The organism is Prevotella marseillensis (assembly GCF_900625065.1).
GTDB lineage: Bacteria > Bacteroidota > Bacteroidia > Bacteroidales > Bacteroidaceae > Prevotella > Prevotella rara.
Genome location: NZ_UYXY01000001.1, coordinates 1,017,389 through 1,037,982, shown reverse-complemented (window position 1 = coordinate 1,037,982; position 20,594 = coordinate 1,017,389). Strand labels below are relative to the sequence as shown.

Below are 20,594 nucleotides of genomic sequence, written 5' to 3'. Positions count from 1 at the left end.
TAAAAATCCTCCGGCATTAAAGCAAATGCCGGAGGTTTTCTTTTATAAAATATAGTCATAGACATAAGCGCCGTCAGAATGTCACACAATTTGCACTTATTTTGACTTTCTGATTTCAAATAGTAGACTATTTTTCCATTGAACACTGATTCTACTCTGAAAAAGCCATAAAATCCGACTATTGCTCATTCAACAGATAAACCTCTCATTTTCAAGCAGTTGAAGCAGTTAACAATAAATTCTAAGCACAATATCATTCTAAAAAACATCTAAAATGCCACCTATTACAGTATAGAATGCAGCATTTTACATGTCAAAACACATTCAATCAGCCACACAAATACAGTTAAATAGACGACAAAACTCAATGATTTCCAACCAAGAACAAGCAAATATATGTGTTTTGAAGATAAAGTATTAGCATAAAAGTGATCAAGCATCGCATTTTATCCGCTAAAACATAACATTAGCCGACACATTAAAAAATTACACTTTGACAGTCCATACATTATTTTGTTTTCCTTTTGTCAATCATAAAAGCAGCATTTAAGAGGTTGATATTATTCACAGAAAGTTTATTCCATCTCATACGGACCTTAACATCAGTTAACTTTCATCATCAAGCTATTTTGTTGTATATCAAACAAATAAATTGTATATTTGCATTTGCCACATGCTGTTATAACATATATCATGAATCAGATTTCAGCTATAATGTAAAACACCAGTACTACTTATTTACCTTTTTGAAGTTGTACAACATATAAAACAAGCGAAATGAATGACAGTAAAATAATAAATGACCCTATCTTCGGATTCATAAAGATACCTCATGGCCTTCTGTTAGATATTGTTGAGCATCCGCTAATGCAGAGGCTTACACGAATAAAGCAACTTGGACTTACATCTATGGTGTACCCTTCCGCACAACACACTCGCTTTCAGCATTCTATCGGTGCATTCCATTTAATGAGCGAAGCCATTACGTCATTAACCCAAAAAGGAATATACATATTCGACAGTGAAGCTGAAGCTGTTGAGGCTGCTATACTAATGCACGACATTGGACATGGCCCATTCTCTCATGTCTTAGAGCATACATTGATAAGCGGAATAAGCCACGAAGAAATATCCTTGCTTATGATGGAACAAATTAACAAGGAAATGAAAGGAGAATTGAATTTAGCACTCAAAATATTCAAGAATGAATATCCAAAAAAGTTTCTGCATCAACTGATAAGCAGCCAGCTTGACATGGACAGGCTAGACTATCTCAGACGTGACAGCTTTTACACAGGAGTGTCTGAAGGAAATATTGGCAGTGCTAGAATAATAAAGATGCTTGACGTACACAATGATAATCTTGTTGTAAATTCAAAAGGGCTGTATTCTATCGAAAATTATCTAATGGCAAGACGTCTGATGTATTGGCAAGTGTATCTGCATAAAACAACTGTCTCTAGCGAAAAAGTGCTAGTAAACGCTCTCTTACGTGCAAAAAGACTTGCACATGAAGGCAAAGAAATTTTCGCAACACCCTGTCTAAGATATTTTTTATACAATGACATCGATGCAGAGACATTCAGAAATGACAAACAAGCCCAGCTGTATTACACAAAACTCGACGACAGCGACATTCTAAGTTCCCTTAAAGTATGGACAGACAGCAACGATAAAGTGCTATCGATTCTTTCCACAGATATCATAAACCGCAATATCTTCAAAGTTGAAATTTTCGAAAATCCTGTGGACGACGCCTATGCTGAAAGCAAGAAACGTACAATTGCAGACATGTTCAAAATAAGTTTAGAAGAAGCTGGCTATCTCATGAGCATTGACACAATACAAAAAGATATGTACGATGTTAATGAAGACCAAATCACTATACTGTTCAAAGACAATACAACAAAAGACATTTCTGAATCTTCAGAATTGTTGAATATTGCATTACTTTCAAAAAAAATCAGAAAATATTATTTATGTTATCAACGTTTTTGAATAAATTTATTTATCTTTGCAGATAATATGTAATTAAATTGCAATGGAATTTACAGCAAACCAAATAGCAAGTTTTATCCAAGGCAAAGTTGAAGGCGATGAAAATGCCACAGTAAATACATTTGCCAAAATTGAAGAGGGAAAACCAGGAGCTATATCATTCCTTTCAAATCCCAAATACACACACTATATTTACGAAACACAATCAAGTATTGTGCTTGTCAACGAAGATGTTGAGTTGACAAAACCAGTCAAAGCCACCTTGATTAGAGTAAAGAATGCCTATGAATGCGTTGCAAAACTTCTGCAAATGTATCAGGCTGCACTTCCTAAAAAAAGTGGCATAAGCTCAATGGCTTTCATATCACCTAAAGCGACAATTGGCGACAATTGCTATGTAGGTGCTTTTGCATATATAGGCGAGAACGTTGTTATCGGTGAAAATACACAAATATATCCACATACGGTTATTGAAGATGGTGTTAAAATTGGAAATGGATGTATCTTATATCCTAATGTCACCATCTACAAAGAGTGTAAGCTAGGCAATAATGTTACAATTCATGCCGGCACTGTCATTGGTGCAGACGGTTTTGGATTTGCTCCAAATACTGATGGATATGACAAAATACCACAAATTGGCATTGTAACTATTGAAGATAACGTTGAAATTGGAGCCAACTCATGCGTAGACCGTTCTACGATGGGAACAACAATTATACGTAAAGGTGTAAAGCTTGACAATCTTGTACAGATTGCTCACAATGTTGAAGTGGGCGAAAATACTGTAATGTCTGCTCAGACAGGCGTTGCAGGTAGTACAAAAATTGGCAAAGGCTGTATGTTTGGAGGTCAAGTCGGCATTGCAGGACATGCAACAATTGGTGATAAGACTTTCCTTGGTGCCCAGTCTGGAGTGCCAGGCAACCTTAAAGGCAATGAGACTCTCATCGGAACGCCGCCGACTGACCCAAAGGCTTACTTTAAGTCTATTGCATTAACACGCAGGCTACCAGAAATTTACAAAGAGCTCAACGAGTTAAAACATGAAGTTGAAAAATTAAAAGAGACATATAAATAAATTATGGAAATGTCAAAACAGAACACACTTAAAGGCAGTTTTGCACTGTGTGGAAAAGGTCTTCATACTGGATTAAATCTGACAATCACCTTTAATCCGGCAAATGAAAATACCGGATATAAGATACAAAGAATCGATCTTGAGGGTCAACCCATCATTGATGCCATTGCTGAAAATGTCGTTGACACCCAACGTGGAACTGTATTAGGGAAAGGTGATGTAAGAGTATCAACCGTAGAACATGGACTTGCCGCTCTGTATGCTTTAGGCATTGACAACTGCCTTATACAGGTAAATGGTCCTGAATTTCCAATTTTAGATGGCTCAGCAGCACAATACATTGAGAAGATCCGTGAAATTGGAATCGTTGAACAGAATGCTCCAAAAGACTTCTATATTATACGTCACAAGATAGAGGTAAAGGATAAAGAATCAGGTTCATGCATTACTATTCTGCCAGATGAAGAATTCAGCTTGACCGCAATGTGCTCTTTTGACTCTAAATTCATAAATAGTCAATTTGCAACACTTGACAAAATTGAAGATTTTGCCACAGAAATAGCTCCAGCCCGTACATTCGTCTTTGTAAGAGACATCGAACCACTCTTAAAAGCTAATCTTATTAAAGGCGGTGACATGGATAATGCTATTGTGATTTATGAAAGACAGACAACTCAGGAACGTCTTGATCAATTGGCAGATTTCTTACATGTACCACATCTTGACGCAACAAAACTGGGATACATTCAGCATAAACCGCTAGTATGGGAAAATGAATGTACAAGGCATAAGCTGTTAGACATAATAGGCGATATGGCACTTATCGGCAAACCTATTAAAGGCCGCATAATAGCCACTCGTCCAGGACATACAATCAACAATAAGTTTGCACGCCTCATGCGAAAAGAAATCCGTAAGCATGAAATACAGGCTCCAATATACAATTGCAATGAAGCACCGCTTATGGACGTAAACCGCATTCGCGAATTGCTTCCGCATCGTTATCCCATGCAGCTTGTTGATAAAGTGATAGCTCTTGGACCGAGCAGTATCGTTGGCGTAAAAAATGTCACCAGTAATGAACCTTTCTTCCAGGGACATTTTCCCCAAGAGCCCGTTATGCCTGGCGTTTTACAAATTGAGGCTATGGCACAGTGCGGTGGCTTGCTTGTTCTTAACACTTTGGAAGAGCCCGAAAGATGGTCAACATATTTCATGAAGATTGACGATGTGAAGTTTAGACAAAAAGTTGTACCGGGAGATACTCTTTTATTTAAAGTTGGCCTTCTTGCTCCTGTACGCCATGGTGTATCTTCTATGAAGGGATATGTATTTGTAGGAGATAAAGTCGTATCAGAAGCTACTTTCACAGCTCAAATAGTAAAAAATAAATAACCCATAAGGCAGATTTACTTCTGCCTTATTTTAAAATATTAGCCATGAATAATATAAGTCCGTTAGCATACATACATCCTGAAGCCAAAATTGGTGACAATAATATTATCGGCCCATTCTGTTATATTGATAAAAATACAGTAATTGGCGACAATAACGTATTACAAAATAATGTAACGATTAACTACGGAGCACGCATCGGAAATAATAACGAAATCTTTCCCGGTGCAAGTATTAGTACAAAGCCACAAGATCTTAAATTCAAAGGTGAAGATACGACATGTGAAGTTGGTGATAACAATAGTATACGTGAAAATGTAACTATATCACGAGGCACAGCATCTAAAGGGACAACAAAAGTTGGTTCAAACAATTTGCTGATGGAAAACATGCATATTGCTCACGATTGTGTTATCGGTAATGGATGTATTATTGGAAACTCAACAAAGTTTGCAGGAGAAGTTGTTGTTGACGACTATGCCATTATTAGTGCTGTTGTTTTATGCCACCAATTCTGCCATATTGGTAGCTATGTAATGATTCAGGGAGGCTGCCGTTTCAGCCAAGACATACCACCTTTTATCATTGCCGGAAAAGAACCGACGAAATATTGCGGAATAAATATTGTGGGATTAAGAAGAAGAGGATTCAGCAACGAATTAATCAACAATATACATGAAGCTTACAGACTTCTGTACTCTAAAGGAATCCTAAAAGAGGGCATTGAAGAAATAAGGAAAAAGCTGCCTGTAACAAAAGAAATTGAATATATAATTAATTTTGTTGAAAACTCTAAGAGAGGTATAATAAGATAAATACCTTCTGTGATGAAGACACTTTTTGTAATAGTTGGACCTACAGGGGTAGGAAAAACATCATTATGTCTGAAGGTTGCCGAACACTTAAATACGGTTATTATTAATGCTGACTCTCGGCAGGTTTTTAAAGAAATACCTGTAGGCACAGCTGCCCCAACAAAAGATGAACGTAAATCAATTAGACATTTTTTTGTTGGCAATCTTCATATTAATGAATATTACAACGCCTCAAAATATGAACAAGATGTTTTAAAATTATTAAACATCTTGTTCAAGTATAAAGATAATGTAATCATGTCTGGTGGCAGCATGATGTACGTTGATGCAGTATGCAAAGGTATTGACGACATACCATCGGTTGATGACAACATTAGAAAAACACTTCAAGAAAGATTCGATAAAGAAGGTCTTTCTGGCATTAGCAAAGAATTGGCATTACTAGATCCTGATTATCACGCAATTGTTGATAAGAATAATCATAAGCGCATAATACATGCATTAGAAATATGCTTATCTACAGGCAAGCCATATTCTTCCTTCAGAAAAAACACAACCAAAGAAAGACCTTTTAGAATTATAAAAATCGGTCTTAATATGGACCGGCAGAGATTATACGAGAGAATAGACTTACGTGTAGAGCAAATGATTCATGATGGTTTAATTCAAGAAGCTCTAAACGTCTATGAATATAAAAATCTAAATGCATTAAACACTGTTGGTTACAAAGAAACATTTGAATATCTAGACGGATTATGTACACTTGACAATGCAATATTTAGGATAAAAAGCAATACACATAAGTATTGCCGTAAACAGCTTACATGGTTCAGGCGTGATCCAAATATACATTGGTTTTCACCCGACAATATTGAAGAAATCATAAATTACATAAACACATTCATATAAACTGTACTTTTTTTGTACATTTGCAGAATAAATAATACTAAAATTATATGTTCAACAACAACAATGATTCACGTATCGGTAGATTTATCAAAACGTGTCTGAACAAAATTAAAGGTTTTTGGCCTTGGTATAAAGGACTTTATATAGGTCGCAAATGGTATACAAAAACTTGTGTAGCAATCCTGTCTGCCATAATCACATTTTTTGTGTATCTTATAATGGTTGATATTAACTTCTTATGGTTATTTGGAAAGTCTCCCGGCTTTTCACAGATAATGCATCCTACAACAAGCGAGGCATCTGAAATATATAGTGCAGACGGCGTTATGATAGGCAAATATTTTAGCGAGAACAGAACGCCTGTTAAATATGAAGAAGTAAACCCTCTCTTCTGGAAAGCTTTAATTGATACAGAAGATGAACGCTTCTACAAGCACTTTGGTGTTGATTTCACCGGATTATTTGCTGTAGCAAAAGATATTATTGTACACCATGAAGCACGTGGTGCATCCACTATTACGCAACAGCTCGCAAAAAACATGTTCCGCGTCAGGACACAGTATTCAACAGGATTGTTGGGATATATTCCGGGGGTACGCATGCTTATTATGAAAAGCAAAGAATGGATTATTGCAACAAAGTTGGAAATTCTATACGATAAAAAAGAAATTCTTACGATGTATGCTAATACCGTAGATTTTGGTTCAAATGCATATGGCATAAAAACCGCATGTAAGACATATTTTAACACAACTCCATCTGAAATGACTGCTGAACAAGCAGCTGTTTTGGTTGGTATGCTAAAAGCTACAACATATTATAACCCTATTACGAACCCTGAGAATAGTCTGCAACGCAGAAATACTGTCTTGCACAACTTAATGACACATAAGGATATCACAAAAGATGATTATGATTCTTTAAGTGCAATACCCATAAAAGTAAACTATAGTGTTGAAAGCAATTATGATGGTCAGGCAAAATATTTTCGTGAGGCAATAGCTGACTATCTTAAGGATTGGTGTAAGGAAAATGGATATGACCTGTATAGTAGCGGCTTAAAAATCTACACTACGATAGATACCCGCATGCAAAAATATGCTGAAGAAGCCGCAATCAAACAAATGAAACAGGTACAAAGAAACTTCAATAGTCATTGGAGCGGTCAAGACCCATGGAGAGATGAGAACCATCAGATTATACCAAACTTTATAGAGAATATAGCTCAGAAATTACCGGTATACAAAACATTATTACAAAAGTTTCCCAATAACCCCGACTCTATTCAATACTATTTGAATAAGCCACACAAAGTCAAATTATTTGATTATGAGAAAGGTACCATTGAAAAAGAAATGAGCACAATGGATTCCATCAGGTATATGGTTAAATTCATGCATTGCTCATTCGTTGCAATGGAGCCACAAACCGGAGCAGTCAGAGCATGGGTCGGAGACATTGACTTTAACTCATGGAAATATGACAAAGTTACAGCTATGCGCCAACCAGGTTCAACATTTAAACTATTTGTATATACAGAAGCAATGAACCAGGGACTTACACCCTGTGATAAGAGAAGGGACGAATACATAAGAATGCAAGTATATGATAAAAATAAGCATGAAATGACTTCATGGACTCCAACAAATGCCAATGGCAGGTTCTCAGGAGACTCCATCCCCTTAAAAAGCGCATTCGCGAAAAGTATCAACTCGATTGCTGTCAGACTTGGACAGGAAATGGGAATAAAGAACATTGCCAAAACAGCACATGACATGGGTATAAAAAGTCCTTTGGACGAAGAACCTTCATTAGCGTTAGGTGCTTCTGACGTTAATCTGTTAGAAATGGTCAATGCATATTGTACAATAGCAAATGATGGTAAACATATAGAACCAGTCCTTGTGACACGTATAGTAGACAAAGACGGAAGAGAGGTATATGTAAGTTCTACAGAGGAAAAACAAGTTATACCATATAAAAGCGCATTCTTCATGCAACAGCTACTTATGGGTGGTATGCGTGAACCAGGTGGAACATCTCAAAGTTTATGGGCATATACTGACACTGCACGTGATACAGACTTTGGCGGCAAGACAGGAACATCAAATAATCATTCAGATGCATGGTTTATGTGCGTAAGCCCGAATCTTGTAACAGGCGCATGGGTTGGTGGAGAATACAGAAGTATTCATTTCCGCACAGGCGCTCTTGGACAAGGAAGTAGGACGGCATTACCTATTTGCGGATATTTCATTCAGGCGCTTATGAAAGATCCTGAATTTAAAAAGTATCATGGCCGATTCCATAAGCCAGATGATGAAGACATAACTGCAGATATGTATAACTGCAGCAGTTATGTACCTGCTAAAAAAGATACGACACAGATTGACAGTACCATGGTAGAGGACGAAGAACTTCTTATTGACGAAGAAGGCAATATACTTCCAAGAGGAAACGAAGATAACGAAATCTCAAAAGAAAATAATCCCGCCATCAATACAGATAAAGGTAACGTACAACAATCTGAAGATAAAAAAGAAAAAAAGAAAAATAAACCTCGTGAAGAACAGATTAGATTTGAAGACTTATAAGAAGCTCAACATTGGAACCGAATTCACAAATTGATCAATCAAACAAAGAGTTTCAAGAAGCTCTTCAGATATTAAAATTTACCCGTCGCTCGCTTTTCCTTACAGGTAAAGCAGGGACGGGTAAATCAACTTTTTTAAGATATGTCAAGTCCAACATAAAAAAGAAAATTGTTGTTCTCGCCCCAACTGGCATATCTGCAATCAATGTAGGAGGCGCAACACTACATAGCTTTTTCAAACTCCCATTTCACCCAATATTACCCAATGATACTCAATATTCAGTAAGGCATTTACGCAATACACTAAAATACAATGGTGAAAAATGTAAGCTGCTACGAGAGGTTGAGCTCATCATAATTGATGAAATTAGCATGGTAAGAGCTGACATCATCGATTTTATAGATAAGGTATTACGGGTATATTCGAGAAATATGCGCGAGCCTTTCGGCGGAAAACAATTATTACTTGTAGGGGATATTTTTCAGTTAGAACCAGTTGTCAAGGAGGATGAACGGAAACTCCTTCAGCCATTCTACCCTACTAGTTTCTTCTTTGACGCAAAGATATTTAAAGAGATAAAACTAATATGTATTGAATTAAATAAAATTTACAGACAAAAAGACAGCCAGTTCATCAACATACTCGATAAGATAAGACTTGGTGACGTAAATGACTATGATTTAAAAATATTAAACAGCCGTTATAAAGAAGAAAACCACGAGTTCAAAAGTGAAAAGCTCGTAATAACATTATCAACACGTAGAGATACTGTAGATTATATAAATGAAAATAAGCTAAAAGAACTTAAAGGATCATCAACAATATTTAATGGGAAAATTGGTGGAGAATTTCCAGAAAATAGTCTACCAACACTCACAAAATTGGAAATCAAGCCTGGTGCACAAGTAATATTTATAAAGAACGACATAAACAAAAGATGGGTAAATGGTACTCTAGGTATTGTTGAAACTATTGACGTTGAAAAAGGATTAATATATATAATCACAGAAGACGGTAACGAATACGAAGTTTCGAGGGAGAGAAGGAGTAATATGAAGTACCGTTTCAATAACAAGGAACAAAAAATTGAAGAAGAAGAAATTGGATATTTTATACAGTTTCCAATAAGATTGGCATGGGCAATAACTATACACAAAAGCCAAGGCCTAACATTTAACAAGGTTATTATTGACCTGACAGGGGGTGTATTTGCCGGAGGCCAAACATACGTCGCCTTATCAAGATGTACATCATTAAACGGCATTACACTCAAATCGCCAATAAGGCACGAAAATATTTTCGTACGAAAAGAAATATTGCAATTTGCTAAAAATTACAACAATTCAACACTTATAAAAAAAGCATTAAGCGAATCTGCCGCAGATAAAGAATATTACGAAGCAGCAAAAGCATTTGACAACGGAGACTATGAAAACTTCTTAAAATGCTTTTTTAAAGCTATACACAGCAGATACGATATAGAAAAGCCTAGTGCCAAGAGACTTATCCGTAAAAAATTAAATAAGATAAATACACTAAAAGATGAAATAAAATGCCTCGAAGAAAAATTAAATAAGCAAGAGACTTTCTTAAAAAGACTTGCAGCAGAGTATACGATACTAGGTAAAGAATGTGAAAATGAAAAAATGTATGAAGCTGCAATAGCTAATTATAATAAGGCATTAGAATTATATCCAGAAGCACAAGAACCTTCCAAAAGGATAAATCTTTTAACTAAACGAAAACAGAAATAAGCAATCTGATAGAAAACAGATTTATTTAGATTACACAAAAATTTAGACAATGCCTAAATATAAAAAAGAGACATGCACAAATTGTGCAGTCTCTTTATATAAGTAAGAGTAATACACTATGAATTAACAGTACCACCCACAATGTCAAGCAACTCATTTGTGATAGCCTGCTGACGACTCTTATTATATTGGAGATTCAAATCTCTCAGAAGTTCATCAGCATTATCTGTTGCTGTCTGCATAGCAACCATACGAGCTGCATGCTCACTAGCATTACTATCAAGCAATGCTGTATATATCATTAAATGTGATAGTTTAGGAATAAGTGAGCACAACACTGATTCCATATCAGGTTCAACAATAAAATTGTCATTAAGAGGCTTTACTGCCTCTTTGGCATTTGAAGAAACCTTACCTTTCTTACGTATATACTCTTGAGCTTCCAAGGTTGCAATATTAGATGTCAAATCTCGCTCATCATCAAAATCCAATTCCTCTTTGATATTAATTGGTAAGAAAGTTTTTTGAGTCAAGATTTGTGAACCAGCACTTTTGAAATGATGATAAATCATCTCTATGCGATCAAACTCACCATCGATGAATTTCTGCGAAAGTAAATCTGCAAGTTCTATACATCGATGCAAATCAGGCTTATCAGCAATTTCAGAGAAATCTCCACCACAGTTCAAGCCGAGTTTCGTCACTTTTTCAGCAACCTTTCGTCCAATAGGATAAACAACAATATTATCCATACCTACCAGACGCTGGTATTTATCAATCGCCTGCTGCATGGCCTTAATAACATTTGCATTAAAACCACCGCATAAACTGCTATTAGATGAATATACAACAAAAGCAACTTTTTTTACACGTCTCACAGTATTATATACAGTTGTAGCATCAACTTCTGAAGCCAAAAATGCTTTTAGTATATGCTCTAGCATAGATTCATAAGGAAGCATGTTCCCTATCATGATCTGTGCATGATGCAGTTTTGACGACGCAACCATCTTCATAGCACTCGTTATTTTACGAGTGCTATTTACAGATGATATACGATTTTTTATTTCTTTTAGTGACGGCATAAATCAACTATTTTTTATATTGCCCTGCAATATCAGCCATTACAGCCTCAATAGTTTGGGTTATTTGATCATCAATTTTTCCTTTAGATAAAGCATCAACAACATCTTCATGTGAAGAACGCATCTTATCCAAAAAGGCATCTTGGCATTCACGCACCTTTTCAACAGGTACATCATGCATTAGACCATGTGTTCCACAATAGAGTATTGCAACTTGCTCACCAACAGGCATTGGACTATATTGTGGCTGTATCAAAAGTTGATTATTCTTACGACCTCTATCAAGTGTCATAGCCGTTACAGCATCCATATCACTTGAAAACTTTGAAAAAGATTCCAACTCTCTATACTGTGCTTGATCTATTTTCAATGTTCCCGCAACCTTCTTCATACTTTTTATCTGCGCAGAACCTCCTACACGACTTACAGAAATACCAACATTAATTGCAGGCCTAAATCCCTGATTGAACAAGTCGGTCTCAAGATAAATCTGTCCATCAGTAATAGAGATAACGTTAGTTGGAATATACGCAGATACGTCTCCTGCCTGAGTTTCAATTATAGGCAAAGCAGTAAGCGAACCACCACCTTTAACATGCCCTTTCATACACTCAGGCAAATCATTCATATTCTCTGCAACCTCTTGCTGGTCATTTATTCGTGCTGCACGCTCCAACAAACGACTATGCAAATAGAACACATCTCCAGGATAAGCTTCACGACCAGAAGGACGACGCAAAATAAGTGAAACCTCACGATATGCAACAGCTTGCTTAGACAAATCATCATATACGACCAAGGCCGAATAACCGCGATCTCTAAAATATTCACCTATTGCAGCTCCTGCAAAAGGTGCATAATATTGCATAGCAGCAGGATCTGCTGCTGTAGCTGCAACAACAATCGTGTATGGCATTGCTCCATGTTCCTTCAATGTAGATACTAATGCCGCAACAGTTGAGGCTTTCTGACCAATAGCTACATATATACAATAAACAGGTTTACCAGCATCGTAAAAACTCTTTTGATTTATAATAGTATCTACAGCAATTGCTGTTTTACCTGTTTGTCGGTCTCCAATAATAAGCTCACGCTGACCTCTACCAATTGGAATCATAGAATCCACGGCTTTCAAACCAGTTTGTAAAGGTTCTTTTACAGGCTGACGATAGATAACACCTGGAGCTTTTCTATCCAATGGCATTTCAAACGAATTCGTCAAATCAATGTCACCTTTACCATCTATAGCCTGCCCCAATGGATTTATGACTCTTCCCAGCATATTATCATTCACCCTGATGCTGGCAATACGTTTTGTACGCTTTACCAACATTCCTTCCTTTATCTCGGAAGTAGAGCCAAGTAGCACACAACCAACGTTGTCCTCTTCAAGGTTCATGACAATAGCCATAGTCCCATTTTCAAATTCAAGAAGTTCATTAGCTTCAGCATTTCGAAGACCATAGATACGTGCTACGCCATCGCTTACCTGAAGGACAGAACCTACTTCATCAAACTTTGCGCTATCATTAATCCCTTTCAGTTGTTCCAAAAGAACTTGAGATACTTCGCTTGGTTTAATTTTATCAGACATATTACAATTAATTTTATTACTTAAGCTGTGACAAAATAGAATTTAATTGAGACTTTACACTAACATCCATTCTATAAGTATCATATTCTATTATGAAACCACCAAGAATTTCAGGTTTAATCTCTGTCTCAAATTCAACATTCCCATTTGTCTTACTTTCAACCAACTGCCTAAGCCGTTGCTCCGTAGAAGGAGATACGGCTGTAGCAGTCAAAAGTTTAGCACGGATTAAATTCTTGTTTTTCCTATATAATGTAATATATGAATTTGCAATGAACTGCATCATGTTTTCGCGCTCTTCCTTCAAAACCAAATCAATAAAGACTTGTGTAAGTTTACAAGGATCTCCGCCTAAAGCAATAATAAATAAATCTTTTTTACGCTTCTTTGAAAACATGGGATTATCTATCGTAAACCTAAAATCAGGAACTTTTATATAACTGGCAGATAAAGTCTGCATTTCTGCATATACCTTATCCTCCAATTTTGCCTCTAAGCTTGCCTTTAACAAGGCACGGGCATATCTAACCGATATTAATCCGAAATCCATATTAACTATTTTTTATTAGACAAAGAAATTTCATCCAGCATACGTTCAATCAAATCCATCTGTGTTTTTTCATCACCAAGCTTTTCTCTCAATACTTTCTCAGCAATTTCAACACTCAGCGTTGCAACTTGTTTACGGATATCGCTAACGGCAGCCTGTCTTTGATTCTCAATTTCAACCTTCGCTTCTGTAAGCAATCGGTTAGTTTCCTCATGAGCTTTGTCCTGTGCCTTTTCAACGATAGCATCGCGCGTTGCGGCAGCCTCTTTTAATATTGCTGCCTGACGCTCGCGTGCTTCCTGCAAAAGAGCATCGCTTTCAACTTTGATATTAGCTAATTTTTTGTTTGCCTCATGTGCCTTCTGAAGACTGCTGTCTATATAATCTTTACGATCATTGACCATCTTGACAATAACTTTAAAGCCAAACTTGCTTACAATGCCAAGTACAATCAGAAACACAATCGTCATCCAAAATAACAAGCCAAAATCAGGTGTTATTAATGACATAAGCTGTTAAGATTTCTATTTCTTTAATCTAAAATTTACACGAAAAGTGCCAACAATGCAATAATAACAGCAAAGAAAGCAACACCCTCAACAAGAGCGGCTGCAATAATCATAGAAGAACGCAAATCGCCTATTTTTTCCGGCTGCCTTGCTATTGCATCCATTGCTTGACCACCAATTTTTCCAATACCAATACCTGCACCAATTGCAGCTATACTACCACCAATTGCGGCACCTAACTTTGCTACAGCATCTGCTGCTAATAATAATGAAATCATAATCGTAATTTTTTAAAGTTATTTATTTTTATTTTAATCAAAAAACATATTTATTCTGCTGAATGCTCTTTAACCTGAGACAATGATATAAACACAGCGCTTAACATAGTGAAAACTAACGCCTGAATGAAACATACGAGTAATTCAAGCAACATCATGAAAACACTCATAAGAACACTCACAACAGTCATTGATGCACCTGCCACTGCATTAATTCCAAACATTATAAAAATCAGGCACGTCAATGACAATGCTATTGCATGCCCTGCCATCATATTAGCAAATAGTCGAATCATAAGAGCCAAAGGTTTAGTAAAAATACTAAAGAACTCTATGAAGGGCATAAGTGGAACAGGCACCTTTAACCAAGTAGGCACATCCGGCCAAAAAATCTCTTTCCAATAAGCTTTCGTTCCCGTAAAGTTTGTTATAAGGAACGTACACAAAGCCAAGAAAAATGTTATAGTGATATTACCTGTTAGATTTCCACCTCCGGGCGGGAATGGCACAACACCCATAATATTTGACAAGAAGATAAAGAAAAAGCACGTTAATAAATATGGTGCAAATCTATCTGTATTTTTACCCAAAGTTGCCTTAATAATATCATCATAGATATACATAATAAACATTGTCATCAAACCTGTAAAACCTTTAGGCGCAGGATCTTCAGGACGATGTTTTTTACACCATCTTGCAGGAATTAAGATACAAATTAGGAGAAGTATGGAATTGATAAATAAAACTACAACCGTTTTGGTTATAGAAATATCAAATGGACGAACTTCTTTACCAGATATCACTTCACATATTTTATTCTCATTATCTTGACTACCGGAAATATATAGACCATACGGTCCAGGACGATTTCCAGCAGCATCCTTCTCTTCAGAAAATTCGGCACTGCTAAACACATGCCATCCCGTAGAACTCTTCACTATAACAGGAAGATTTATTACAATAGGATGACCATTAATATCAGTGATATGCCATTCATACGCATCCTTAATATGCCCAAACAAAACGCCTTGCAAATCAAGCCCTTTTTTATCATCTGTATGCTCTGACGCACTTATAGGCGCTATTATGAATACTAGCATGAACAAGCATAGTATTTGTCTGATCTGTCTCATCTGTCAATCTTTAAGAGTATAACATTTTTCTACATGAGCAAAGAATACACTGTCAAAAACAAGCATTACAATATAAAAGCTCATAAAAAGCAGCGCAAAATCACGTATAGAGTTTTTATCATGACATATTAAGCAATAAGCCGTTACAACAAATGCGGCTGATACAAGACGCAAAGCAGAAGCTGCCAGATAAAATTTTGTCATAACATTAGGAGATGTTTTAGCCATCTTTCTCCAAAATACCACATATATGGAATTTATGAATACCGTATATAATGCGCTTATAGCCAATGCATTAACAATAGAATATTTTAACACATTCATACTTATCGCAGCACTACACAATAATGTAAGTGCCGCAATAAGCCATAGACTATATTTAAAATATCTTTTACTTGTTATGTCTACTTTTTTATTCATATCCATAACTTAAGCTATCTCAACACAAAGGCTGACAACATTTTTTTGAACTTCTACAAAGCCGCCAGTAATTTGAATCTGATTTCGCACACCATTTACAGCATACTCAACCTTTCCTGTTTGAAGTGAGGAAATGATTGGAGCATGATTATTCAATATTTCAAAAGCACCTTTTGTTCCAGGTACCAATACGCTATCAACCAATCCCTCAAATTCAACTTTTTCAGGTGATACTATTTTCAATCTTAAACTCATGCCTATCAGATTTGTTAATTACCTTTAGCAATATCAAGAAGTTTCTTTCCTTTTGCAATAGCGTCATCAATAGTTCCAACATTAAGGAATGCCTGTTCTGGTAAATCATCGACTTCACCATCCAATATAGCATTAAAGCCCTTAATTGTCTCCTCAATTGGCACCATCACACCAGGCAGACCTGTAAATTGCTCAGCAACGGTGAAAGGCTGCGACAAGAAGCGCTGCACACGACGAGCTCTATTAACAGTCAATTTATCCTCATCTGAAAGTTCATCCATACCAAGGATTGCAATAATATCTTGCAGTTCTTTATAATGCTGTAAGATTTCCTTCACTCTCTGTGCGCATTCGTAATGTTCCTTACCAACAATTAGCGGATCCAATATTCTCGAAGTACTACCTAAAGGATCAACTGCAGGATAAATTCCAAGCTCAGCAATCTTTCTACTAAGTTCTGTAGTAGCATCAAGATGAGTAAAAGTTGTTGCTGGTGCAGGGTCTGTCAAGTCATCGGCAGGAACATAAACAGCCTGTACAGAAGTAATACTACCATTTTTGGTTGAAGTAATTCTTTCCTGCATCGTACCCATTTCACTTGCCAATGTCGGCTGATAACCTACGGCTGAAGGCATACGGCCAAGAAGAGCAGACACCTCTGAACCAGCCTGAGTAAACCTGAAGATATTATCAATAAAGAACATAATGTCTGCTGCTTCACCATTCTTTCCGCCATGATCGCGGAATTCCTCTGCAACAGTTAAGCCTGACAAGGCAACAGAAGCACGTGCTCCAGGTGGTTCATTCATCTGTCCATAAACCAATGTTGCTTGAGACTTCTTCAATTCCTCAGGATCTACTAACGACAAGTCCCACTTGCCTTCTTCCATTGCTTTTTTAAACTTCTCACCATATCGAATTACGCCAGACTCAAGCATATCACGAATAAGGTCATTACCCTCACGCGTACGCTCACCAACGCCAGCAAACACCGAATATCCATTATGACCTTTTGCAATGTTATTGATAAGCTCCATAATTAAGACAGTTTTACCGACACCGGCTCCACCAAAAAGTCCAATTTTTCCACCTTTCATATAAGGCTCAAGCAAATCAATAACTTTTATACCAGTTGCAAGCATTTCTTTATGCGTTGACAACTCCTCAAAAGTAGGAGCTTCACGATGAATAGGGTATGCGCCTTTCATATCCAAAGTTTTCATACCATCTATAGGCTGGCCTATAACATTCATCATTCGTCCTTTTATCTGTTCTCCTGCAGGCATCAATATTGGATGACCTGTTGAAACTACTTCCAATCCTCTTTTAAGACCGTCAGTATTATCCATTGCAACACATCTAACAGTATCTTCACCGATATGCTGCTGAACTTCAATAACAAGTTCACGTCCATCTTCGCGTGAAATTGTCAACGCATCATGAATTTTGGGCAACACTTTTTCCGGATCTAAGCCACTTGTATCGAAATAGACATCAATAACAGGACCCACAATCTGAGAAATATGCCCTTTTATTTGTTCCATATAGATTTACTTTATTTTTTATTTTTCATGTATTTTTCTAAACGCAAAATTAATCAATTGTTTTATAACTTACAAAGAAAAGAACAAAAACTTTTTATAATAAGTTCAATTGACATAATATAAAGACATTTTTACAACTTATACGTCAGACTATTATATGCTCAACTCATCTAAGACTGTAATTAATTTTTTATCAAAAGGTTTATCTGACCTTATAGCCTCACTCAATGGGACATAAACGACCTCATTATTTCTTACGCCTATCATAACATTACGCTGACCTTGAATGATAGCATCTATTGCCCCCACCCCAGTTCTACTGGCAAGAATGCGGTCATGAGCGGACGGACGTCCCCCACGCTGCAAATGTCCAAGTATTGAAACTCTAACATCGTAATTAGGGAATTCATTCCGAACTCTGTCAGCATAATACAAGGCTCCACATTTGGGGCTCTCTGAAACGATTACAATACAGCTTTTTTTACTTTTTCTTATACCTCGTTCCATAAACCTCGCCAATTGGTCAACATCCGTTGAGTCCTCTGGTATTATTGCGGCCTCAGCACCTGAAGCAATAGCACTATTCTGAGCCAAGAATCCTGCATCACGTCCCATTACTTCAATGAAAAAAATTCGTTCATGACTTTGGGCAGTATCCCTTATTCTGTCTACACATTCAACAATTGTATTTAGAGTCGTATCATAGCCAATTGTTGAATCAGTACCATACAAATCATTGTCTATAGTTCCCGGTAATCCTATGCAACATACATCATATTCCTGTGCAAAGACCATTGCTCCGGACAACGAGCCATTTCCGCCTATAACGACAAGCGCATCTATTTCGTTTTTCAACAAATTGTCATATGCCTTTTTACGTCCTTCTGGAGTTTTGAATTCGTCACATCTTGCAGTTTTCAAAATGGTTCCTCCAGACATTATTATACCACTGACATTCTCTGTTGTAAAATCAACAATCTCATTATTAATAAGACCATCATATCCACGATAAATTCCTTTTACCTTAAATCCCTTGCATATACCGGCACGCGTTACAGCACGAATTGCCGCATTCATTCCTGGAGCGTCTCCGCCGGAAGTCAATACACCTATTGTTTTAATTTTAGCCATATCTATATCATTTAAGAATTAACTCAAAATCCACATAATAAACAGACCAAGCAGCCAAGCAGCCATAGCAACTACACCGACTTTTTTAAAATACCATCCAATATGTATATGTTCCATTTTCATCAATGCCAATCCGCTTACAGAACCTATAAGCAATATATTTCCACCCATTGCTGAGGAATAAGCAATTATTTTCCAAAATATTCCGTTCTGAACGAATGAAGACATATAATTCGGATCTGACGAAAATGCCAAATTAGCAATATCACCCACAGAGTAAAGAGATATTATACTCATACATGTAGCAAATGTATCCAAGAAACAACTGATTACCCCAGTGATTACGCCCATTACCCATACATTATGAATATTGGTATCAATAAATTGTGTCAAATTGGACGTTATTCCAGTTTCGTATATAGCTCCAACAGCAAGCATTATTCCCATTACAAAAAGCATAAGCTGAATAACACCATACTGAAGGACCCTTGGCACAGGACGTTGTATCATCTGATCGGCGTTCATTAGCTTGTGGTTAAATATTTCATTTACAATCCATAACACAGATAACACACACAAAGCACCTAGAAAAGGACTTAATTTAGTAATGTTATGGAAAGTAGGTATAAACCACAATCCGCCTATTCCTACAATAAGCATCAATATACGCTGCCAACGATTAAGATTTGTATCATCTCCTCTATAAGGCATTGCAACATATTGTAAGTCTATATGCTCAGGCAAACTTCTACCGAGCCAATAAATCGGTATGACACAAGCTGCTAAACAAGGTAAAGCCAACGATGCAGAGAAATTTGTTGCAGTAACAATACCATTATTCCACAGAATCAAACCATTCGGATCCCCAATAACAGTTAATGCGCCACCACAATTGGCAGCCAGCACAATTGCGCTGCCATAAATCATGCGCTGCCTACGATTAGGCAACAATTTATGCATGATAACAAGCATCATTGTTGTTGTTGTTAAATTGTCAAGATTTGCAGAAATAACAAATGTGATTATAGCCATCATCCATAAAAGTTTATGGCTATTACGCGTTTTTAATAACTCTGATAAGAAATCGAAACATCCATTATTATTCAAAATCTCAACAATTGACATTGTCGCAAATAAGAAAAGTACTATCTCTGCACCTTTCCCCACATATTTTAGAAATATGTTTTGAGCTATATATTGTTTTACAGCTGTACTGGAAGACGTTGCGCCCCCAAGGAAATCATAATAAGCTTGTTGATGCTGACTCATAACGAAATCAGTTCCATAGCATATATACAACACCCACCCTAATGTACCGATAAACATTGCAATAGCAGCTCGGTTAACATTAGTGACATATCCTGTAGCGATAAGCATATAGCCTATCAATAATATTGAGACTAAAACAAATGCCATAAAAACAATATTAATCAGCTACAAATTTACGAAATAATATTAAAAGCCAAAAATATGACGATAAAAAATATTCGTGTTTAACTAGTTTTTAACCTATACAAAAAGGCATATTGTAATGTCATGCAACAATAAA

The 20,594-nt window shown here is 36.5% G+C and carries 18 protein-coding genes; 7 read left to right on the top strand and 11 right to left on the bottom strand.

The genetic code is table 11. From position 1 onward, the window contains the following. The first annotated feature begins 777 nt into the window (after nucleotides 1-777). The 7 genes from EJL04_RS04335 to EJL04_RS04305 are packed head-to-tail and all read left to right on the top strand — an operon-like array spanning nucleotide 778 to nucleotide 10,546. Complete coding sequence (locus EJL04_RS04335) at nucleotides 778-1,998, top strand: HD domain-containing protein (RefSeq protein WP_125104168.1); 1,221 nt, start codon at nucleotides 778-780, stop codon at nucleotides 1,996-1,998. A gap of 43 nt (nucleotides 1,999-2,041) precedes the next feature. Next, a complete protein-coding gene (gene lpxD / locus EJL04_RS04330; protein WP_053398347.1) occupies nucleotides 2,042-3,079 on the top strand; it encodes a UDP-3-O-(3-hydroxymyristoyl)glucosamine N-acyltransferase in 1,038 nt (345 codons plus the stop codon). A 3-nt stretch (nucleotides 3,080-3,082) separates the two neighbouring features. Next, nucleotides 3,083-4,474 carry a bifunctional UDP-3-O-[3-hydroxymyristoyl] N-acetylglucosamine deacetylase/3-hydroxyacyl-ACP dehydratase gene (locus tag EJL04_RS04325; RefSeq protein WP_125104167.1) on the top strand — a complete coding sequence of 464 codons (1,392 nt, stop codon included), beginning with the start codon at nucleotides 3,083-3,085 and terminating at the stop codon, nucleotides 4,472-4,474. A 44-nt stretch (nucleotides 4,475-4,518) separates the two neighbouring features. Beyond that, a complete protein-coding gene (gene lpxA / locus EJL04_RS04320) occupies nucleotides 4,519-5,289 on the top strand; it encodes an acyl-ACP--UDP-N-acetylglucosamine O-acyltransferase (protein ID WP_125104166.1) in 771 nt (256 codons plus the stop codon). A 12-nt stretch (nucleotides 5,290-5,301) separates the two neighbouring features. Next, nucleotides 5,302-6,198 (top strand): tRNA (adenosine(37)-N6)-dimethylallyltransferase MiaA, encoded by an 897-nt coding sequence (miaA, locus tag EJL04_RS04315; protein WP_125104165.1) that lies wholly within the window; start codon nucleotides 5,302-5,304, stop codon nucleotides 6,196-6,198. A 47-nt stretch (nucleotides 6,199-6,245) separates the two neighbouring features. After that, nucleotides 6,246-8,792: a transglycosylase domain-containing protein gene (locus EJL04_RS04310; RefSeq protein WP_021854299.1), complete on the top strand. Its 2,547-nt coding sequence runs from the start codon at nucleotides 6,246-6,248 to the stop codon at nucleotides 8,790-8,792. 11 nt (nucleotides 8,793-8,803) lie between these two features. Further along, nucleotides 8,804-10,546, top strand: a complete 1,743-nt coding sequence (locus EJL04_RS04305; RefSeq protein ID WP_125104164.1) for an AAA family ATPase — start codon at nucleotides 8,804-8,806, stop codon at nucleotides 10,544-10,546. 116 nt (nucleotides 10,547-10,662) lie between these two features. Here the strand turns inward: EJL04_RS04305 and EJL04_RS04300 are convergent, their stop codons facing one another. The 11 genes from EJL04_RS04300 to EJL04_RS04250 all read right to left on the bottom strand — a co-directional run bounded on the left by EJL04_RS04300 (nucleotide 10,663) and on the right by EJL04_RS04250 (nucleotide 20,461). Further along, the gene (locus EJL04_RS04300) at nucleotides 10,663-11,631 is read right to left on the bottom strand and encodes a F0F1 ATP synthase subunit gamma (RefSeq protein ID WP_125104163.1); all 969 of its coding nucleotides are present in this window, start codon (nucleotides 11,629-11,631) and stop codon (nucleotides 10,663-10,665) included. Nucleotides 11,632-11,638: 7 nt separating this feature from the next. Beyond that, on the bottom strand, nucleotides 11,639-13,225 hold the full coding sequence (gene atpA, locus EJL04_RS04295; protein WP_053398342.1) for a F0F1 ATP synthase subunit alpha: 1,587 nt from the start codon (nucleotides 13,223-13,225) through the stop codon (nucleotides 11,639-11,641). Between the two features lie 16 nt (nucleotides 13,226-13,241). Next, nucleotides 13,242-13,775: a F0F1 ATP synthase subunit delta gene (locus EJL04_RS04290; RefSeq protein ID WP_021854295.1), complete on the bottom strand. Its 534-nt coding sequence runs from the start codon at nucleotides 13,773-13,775 to the stop codon at nucleotides 13,242-13,244. Nucleotides 13,776-13,780: 5 nt separating this feature from the next. Then, on the bottom strand, nucleotides 13,781-14,284 hold the full coding sequence (gene atpF, locus EJL04_RS04285) for a F0F1 ATP synthase subunit B (protein ID WP_125104162.1): 504 nt from the start codon (nucleotides 14,282-14,284) through the stop codon (nucleotides 13,781-13,783). 35 nt (nucleotides 14,285-14,319) lie between these two features. Continuing rightward, on the bottom strand, nucleotides 14,320-14,562 hold the full coding sequence (gene atpE, locus EJL04_RS04280; RefSeq protein ID WP_125104161.1) for an ATP synthase F0 subunit C: 243 nt from the start codon (nucleotides 14,560-14,562) through the stop codon (nucleotides 14,320-14,322). A 50-nt stretch (nucleotides 14,563-14,612) separates the two neighbouring features. Continuing rightward, nucleotides 14,613-15,695 carry a F0F1 ATP synthase subunit A gene (gene atpB / locus EJL04_RS04275; RefSeq protein WP_125104160.1) on the bottom strand — a complete coding sequence of 361 codons (1,083 nt, stop codon included), beginning with the start codon at nucleotides 15,693-15,695 and terminating at the stop codon, nucleotides 14,613-14,615. Between the two features lie 3 nt (nucleotides 15,696-15,698). Continuing rightward, the gene (locus EJL04_RS04270) at nucleotides 15,699-16,121 is read right to left on the bottom strand and encodes a hypothetical protein (RefSeq protein ID WP_125104159.1); all 423 of its coding nucleotides are present in this window, start codon (nucleotides 16,119-16,121) and stop codon (nucleotides 15,699-15,701) included. A 3-nt stretch (nucleotides 16,122-16,124) separates the two neighbouring features. Beyond that, complete coding sequence (atpC, locus tag EJL04_RS04265; protein ID WP_021854290.1) at nucleotides 16,125-16,370, bottom strand: ATP synthase F1 subunit epsilon; 246 nt, start codon at nucleotides 16,368-16,370, stop codon at nucleotides 16,125-16,127. Between the two features lie 14 nt (nucleotides 16,371-16,384). Next, nucleotides 16,385-17,914, bottom strand: coding sequence for a F0F1 ATP synthase subunit beta (gene atpD / locus EJL04_RS04260; RefSeq protein ID WP_053398337.1), 1,530 nt, complete (start codon nucleotides 17,912-17,914; stop codon nucleotides 16,385-16,387). Nucleotides 17,915-18,067: 153 nt separating this feature from the next. Further along, the gene (gene pfkA / locus EJL04_RS04255; protein WP_021854288.1) at nucleotides 18,068-19,045 is read right to left on the bottom strand and encodes a 6-phosphofructokinase; all 978 of its coding nucleotides are present in this window, start codon (nucleotides 19,043-19,045) and stop codon (nucleotides 18,068-18,070) included. A gap of 18 nt (nucleotides 19,046-19,063) precedes the next feature. Then, the gene (locus tag EJL04_RS04250; protein WP_021854287.1) at nucleotides 19,064-20,461 is read right to left on the bottom strand and encodes an SLC13 family permease; all 1,398 of its coding nucleotides are present in this window, start codon (nucleotides 20,459-20,461) and stop codon (nucleotides 19,064-19,066) included. Nucleotides 20,462-20,594: the final 133 nt, after the last annotated feature.

What these genes read in the sequence shown, in the direction of transcription:
- EJL04_RS04335 (WP_125104168.1), top strand. Translation starts at nt 778, where the DNA reads ATGAATGACAGTAAAATAATAAATGACCCTATCTTCGGATTCATAAAG.
- lpxD (WP_053398347.1), top strand. Translation starts at nt 2,042, where the DNA reads ATGGAATTTACAGCAAACCAAATAGCAAGTTTTATCCAAGGCAAAGTT.
- EJL04_RS04325 (WP_125104167.1), top strand. Translation starts at nt 3,083, where the DNA reads ATGGAAATGTCAAAACAGAACACACTTAAAGGCAGTTTTGCACTGTGT.
- lpxA (WP_125104166.1), top strand. Translation starts at nt 4,519, where the DNA reads ATGAATAATATAAGTCCGTTAGCATACATACATCCTGAAGCCAAAATT.
- miaA (WP_125104165.1), top strand. Translation starts at nt 5,302, where the DNA reads ATGAAGACACTTTTTGTAATAGTTGGACCTACAGGGGTAGGAAAAACA.
- EJL04_RS04310 (WP_021854299.1), top strand. Translation starts at nt 6,246, where the DNA reads ATGTTCAACAACAACAATGATTCACGTATCGGTAGATTTATCAAAACG.
- EJL04_RS04300 (WP_125104163.1), bottom strand. Translation starts at nt 11,631, where the DNA reads ATGCCGTCACTAAAAGAAATAAAAAATCGTATATCATCTGTAAATAGC.
- atpA (WP_053398342.1), bottom strand. Translation starts at nt 13,225, where the DNA reads ATGTCTGATAAAATTAAACCAAGCGAAGTATCTCAAGTTCTTTTGGAA.
- EJL04_RS04290 (WP_021854295.1), bottom strand. Translation starts at nt 13,775, where the DNA reads ATGGATTTCGGATTAATATCGGTTAGATATGCCCGTGCCTTGTTAAAG.
- atpF (WP_125104162.1), bottom strand. Translation starts at nt 14,284, where the DNA reads ATGTCATTAATAACACCTGATTTTGGCTTGTTATTTTGGATGACGATT.
- atpE (WP_125104161.1), bottom strand. Translation starts at nt 14,562, where the DNA reads ATGATTTCATTATTATTAGCAGCAGATGCTGTAGCAAAGTTAGGTGCC.
- atpB (WP_125104160.1), bottom strand. Translation starts at nt 15,695, where the DNA reads ATGAGACAGATCAGACAAATACTATGCTTGTTCATGCTAGTATTCATA.
- EJL04_RS04270 (WP_125104159.1), bottom strand. Translation starts at nt 16,121, where the DNA reads ATGGATATGAATAAAAAAGTAGACATAACAAGTAAAAGATATTTTAAA.
- atpC (WP_021854290.1), bottom strand. Translation starts at nt 16,370, where the DNA reads ATGAGTTTAAGATTGAAAATAGTATCACCTGAAAAAGTTGAATTTGAG.
- atpD (WP_053398337.1), bottom strand. Translation starts at nt 17,914, where the DNA reads ATGGAACAAATAAAAGGGCATATTTCTCAGATTGTGGGTCCTGTTATT.
- pfkA (WP_021854288.1), bottom strand. Translation starts at nt 19,045, where the DNA reads ATGGCTAAAATTAAAACAATAGGTGTATTGACTTCCGGCGGAGACGCT.
- EJL04_RS04250 (WP_021854287.1), bottom strand. Translation starts at nt 20,461, where the DNA reads ATGGCATTTGTTTTAGTCTCAATATTATTGATAGGCTATATGCTTATC.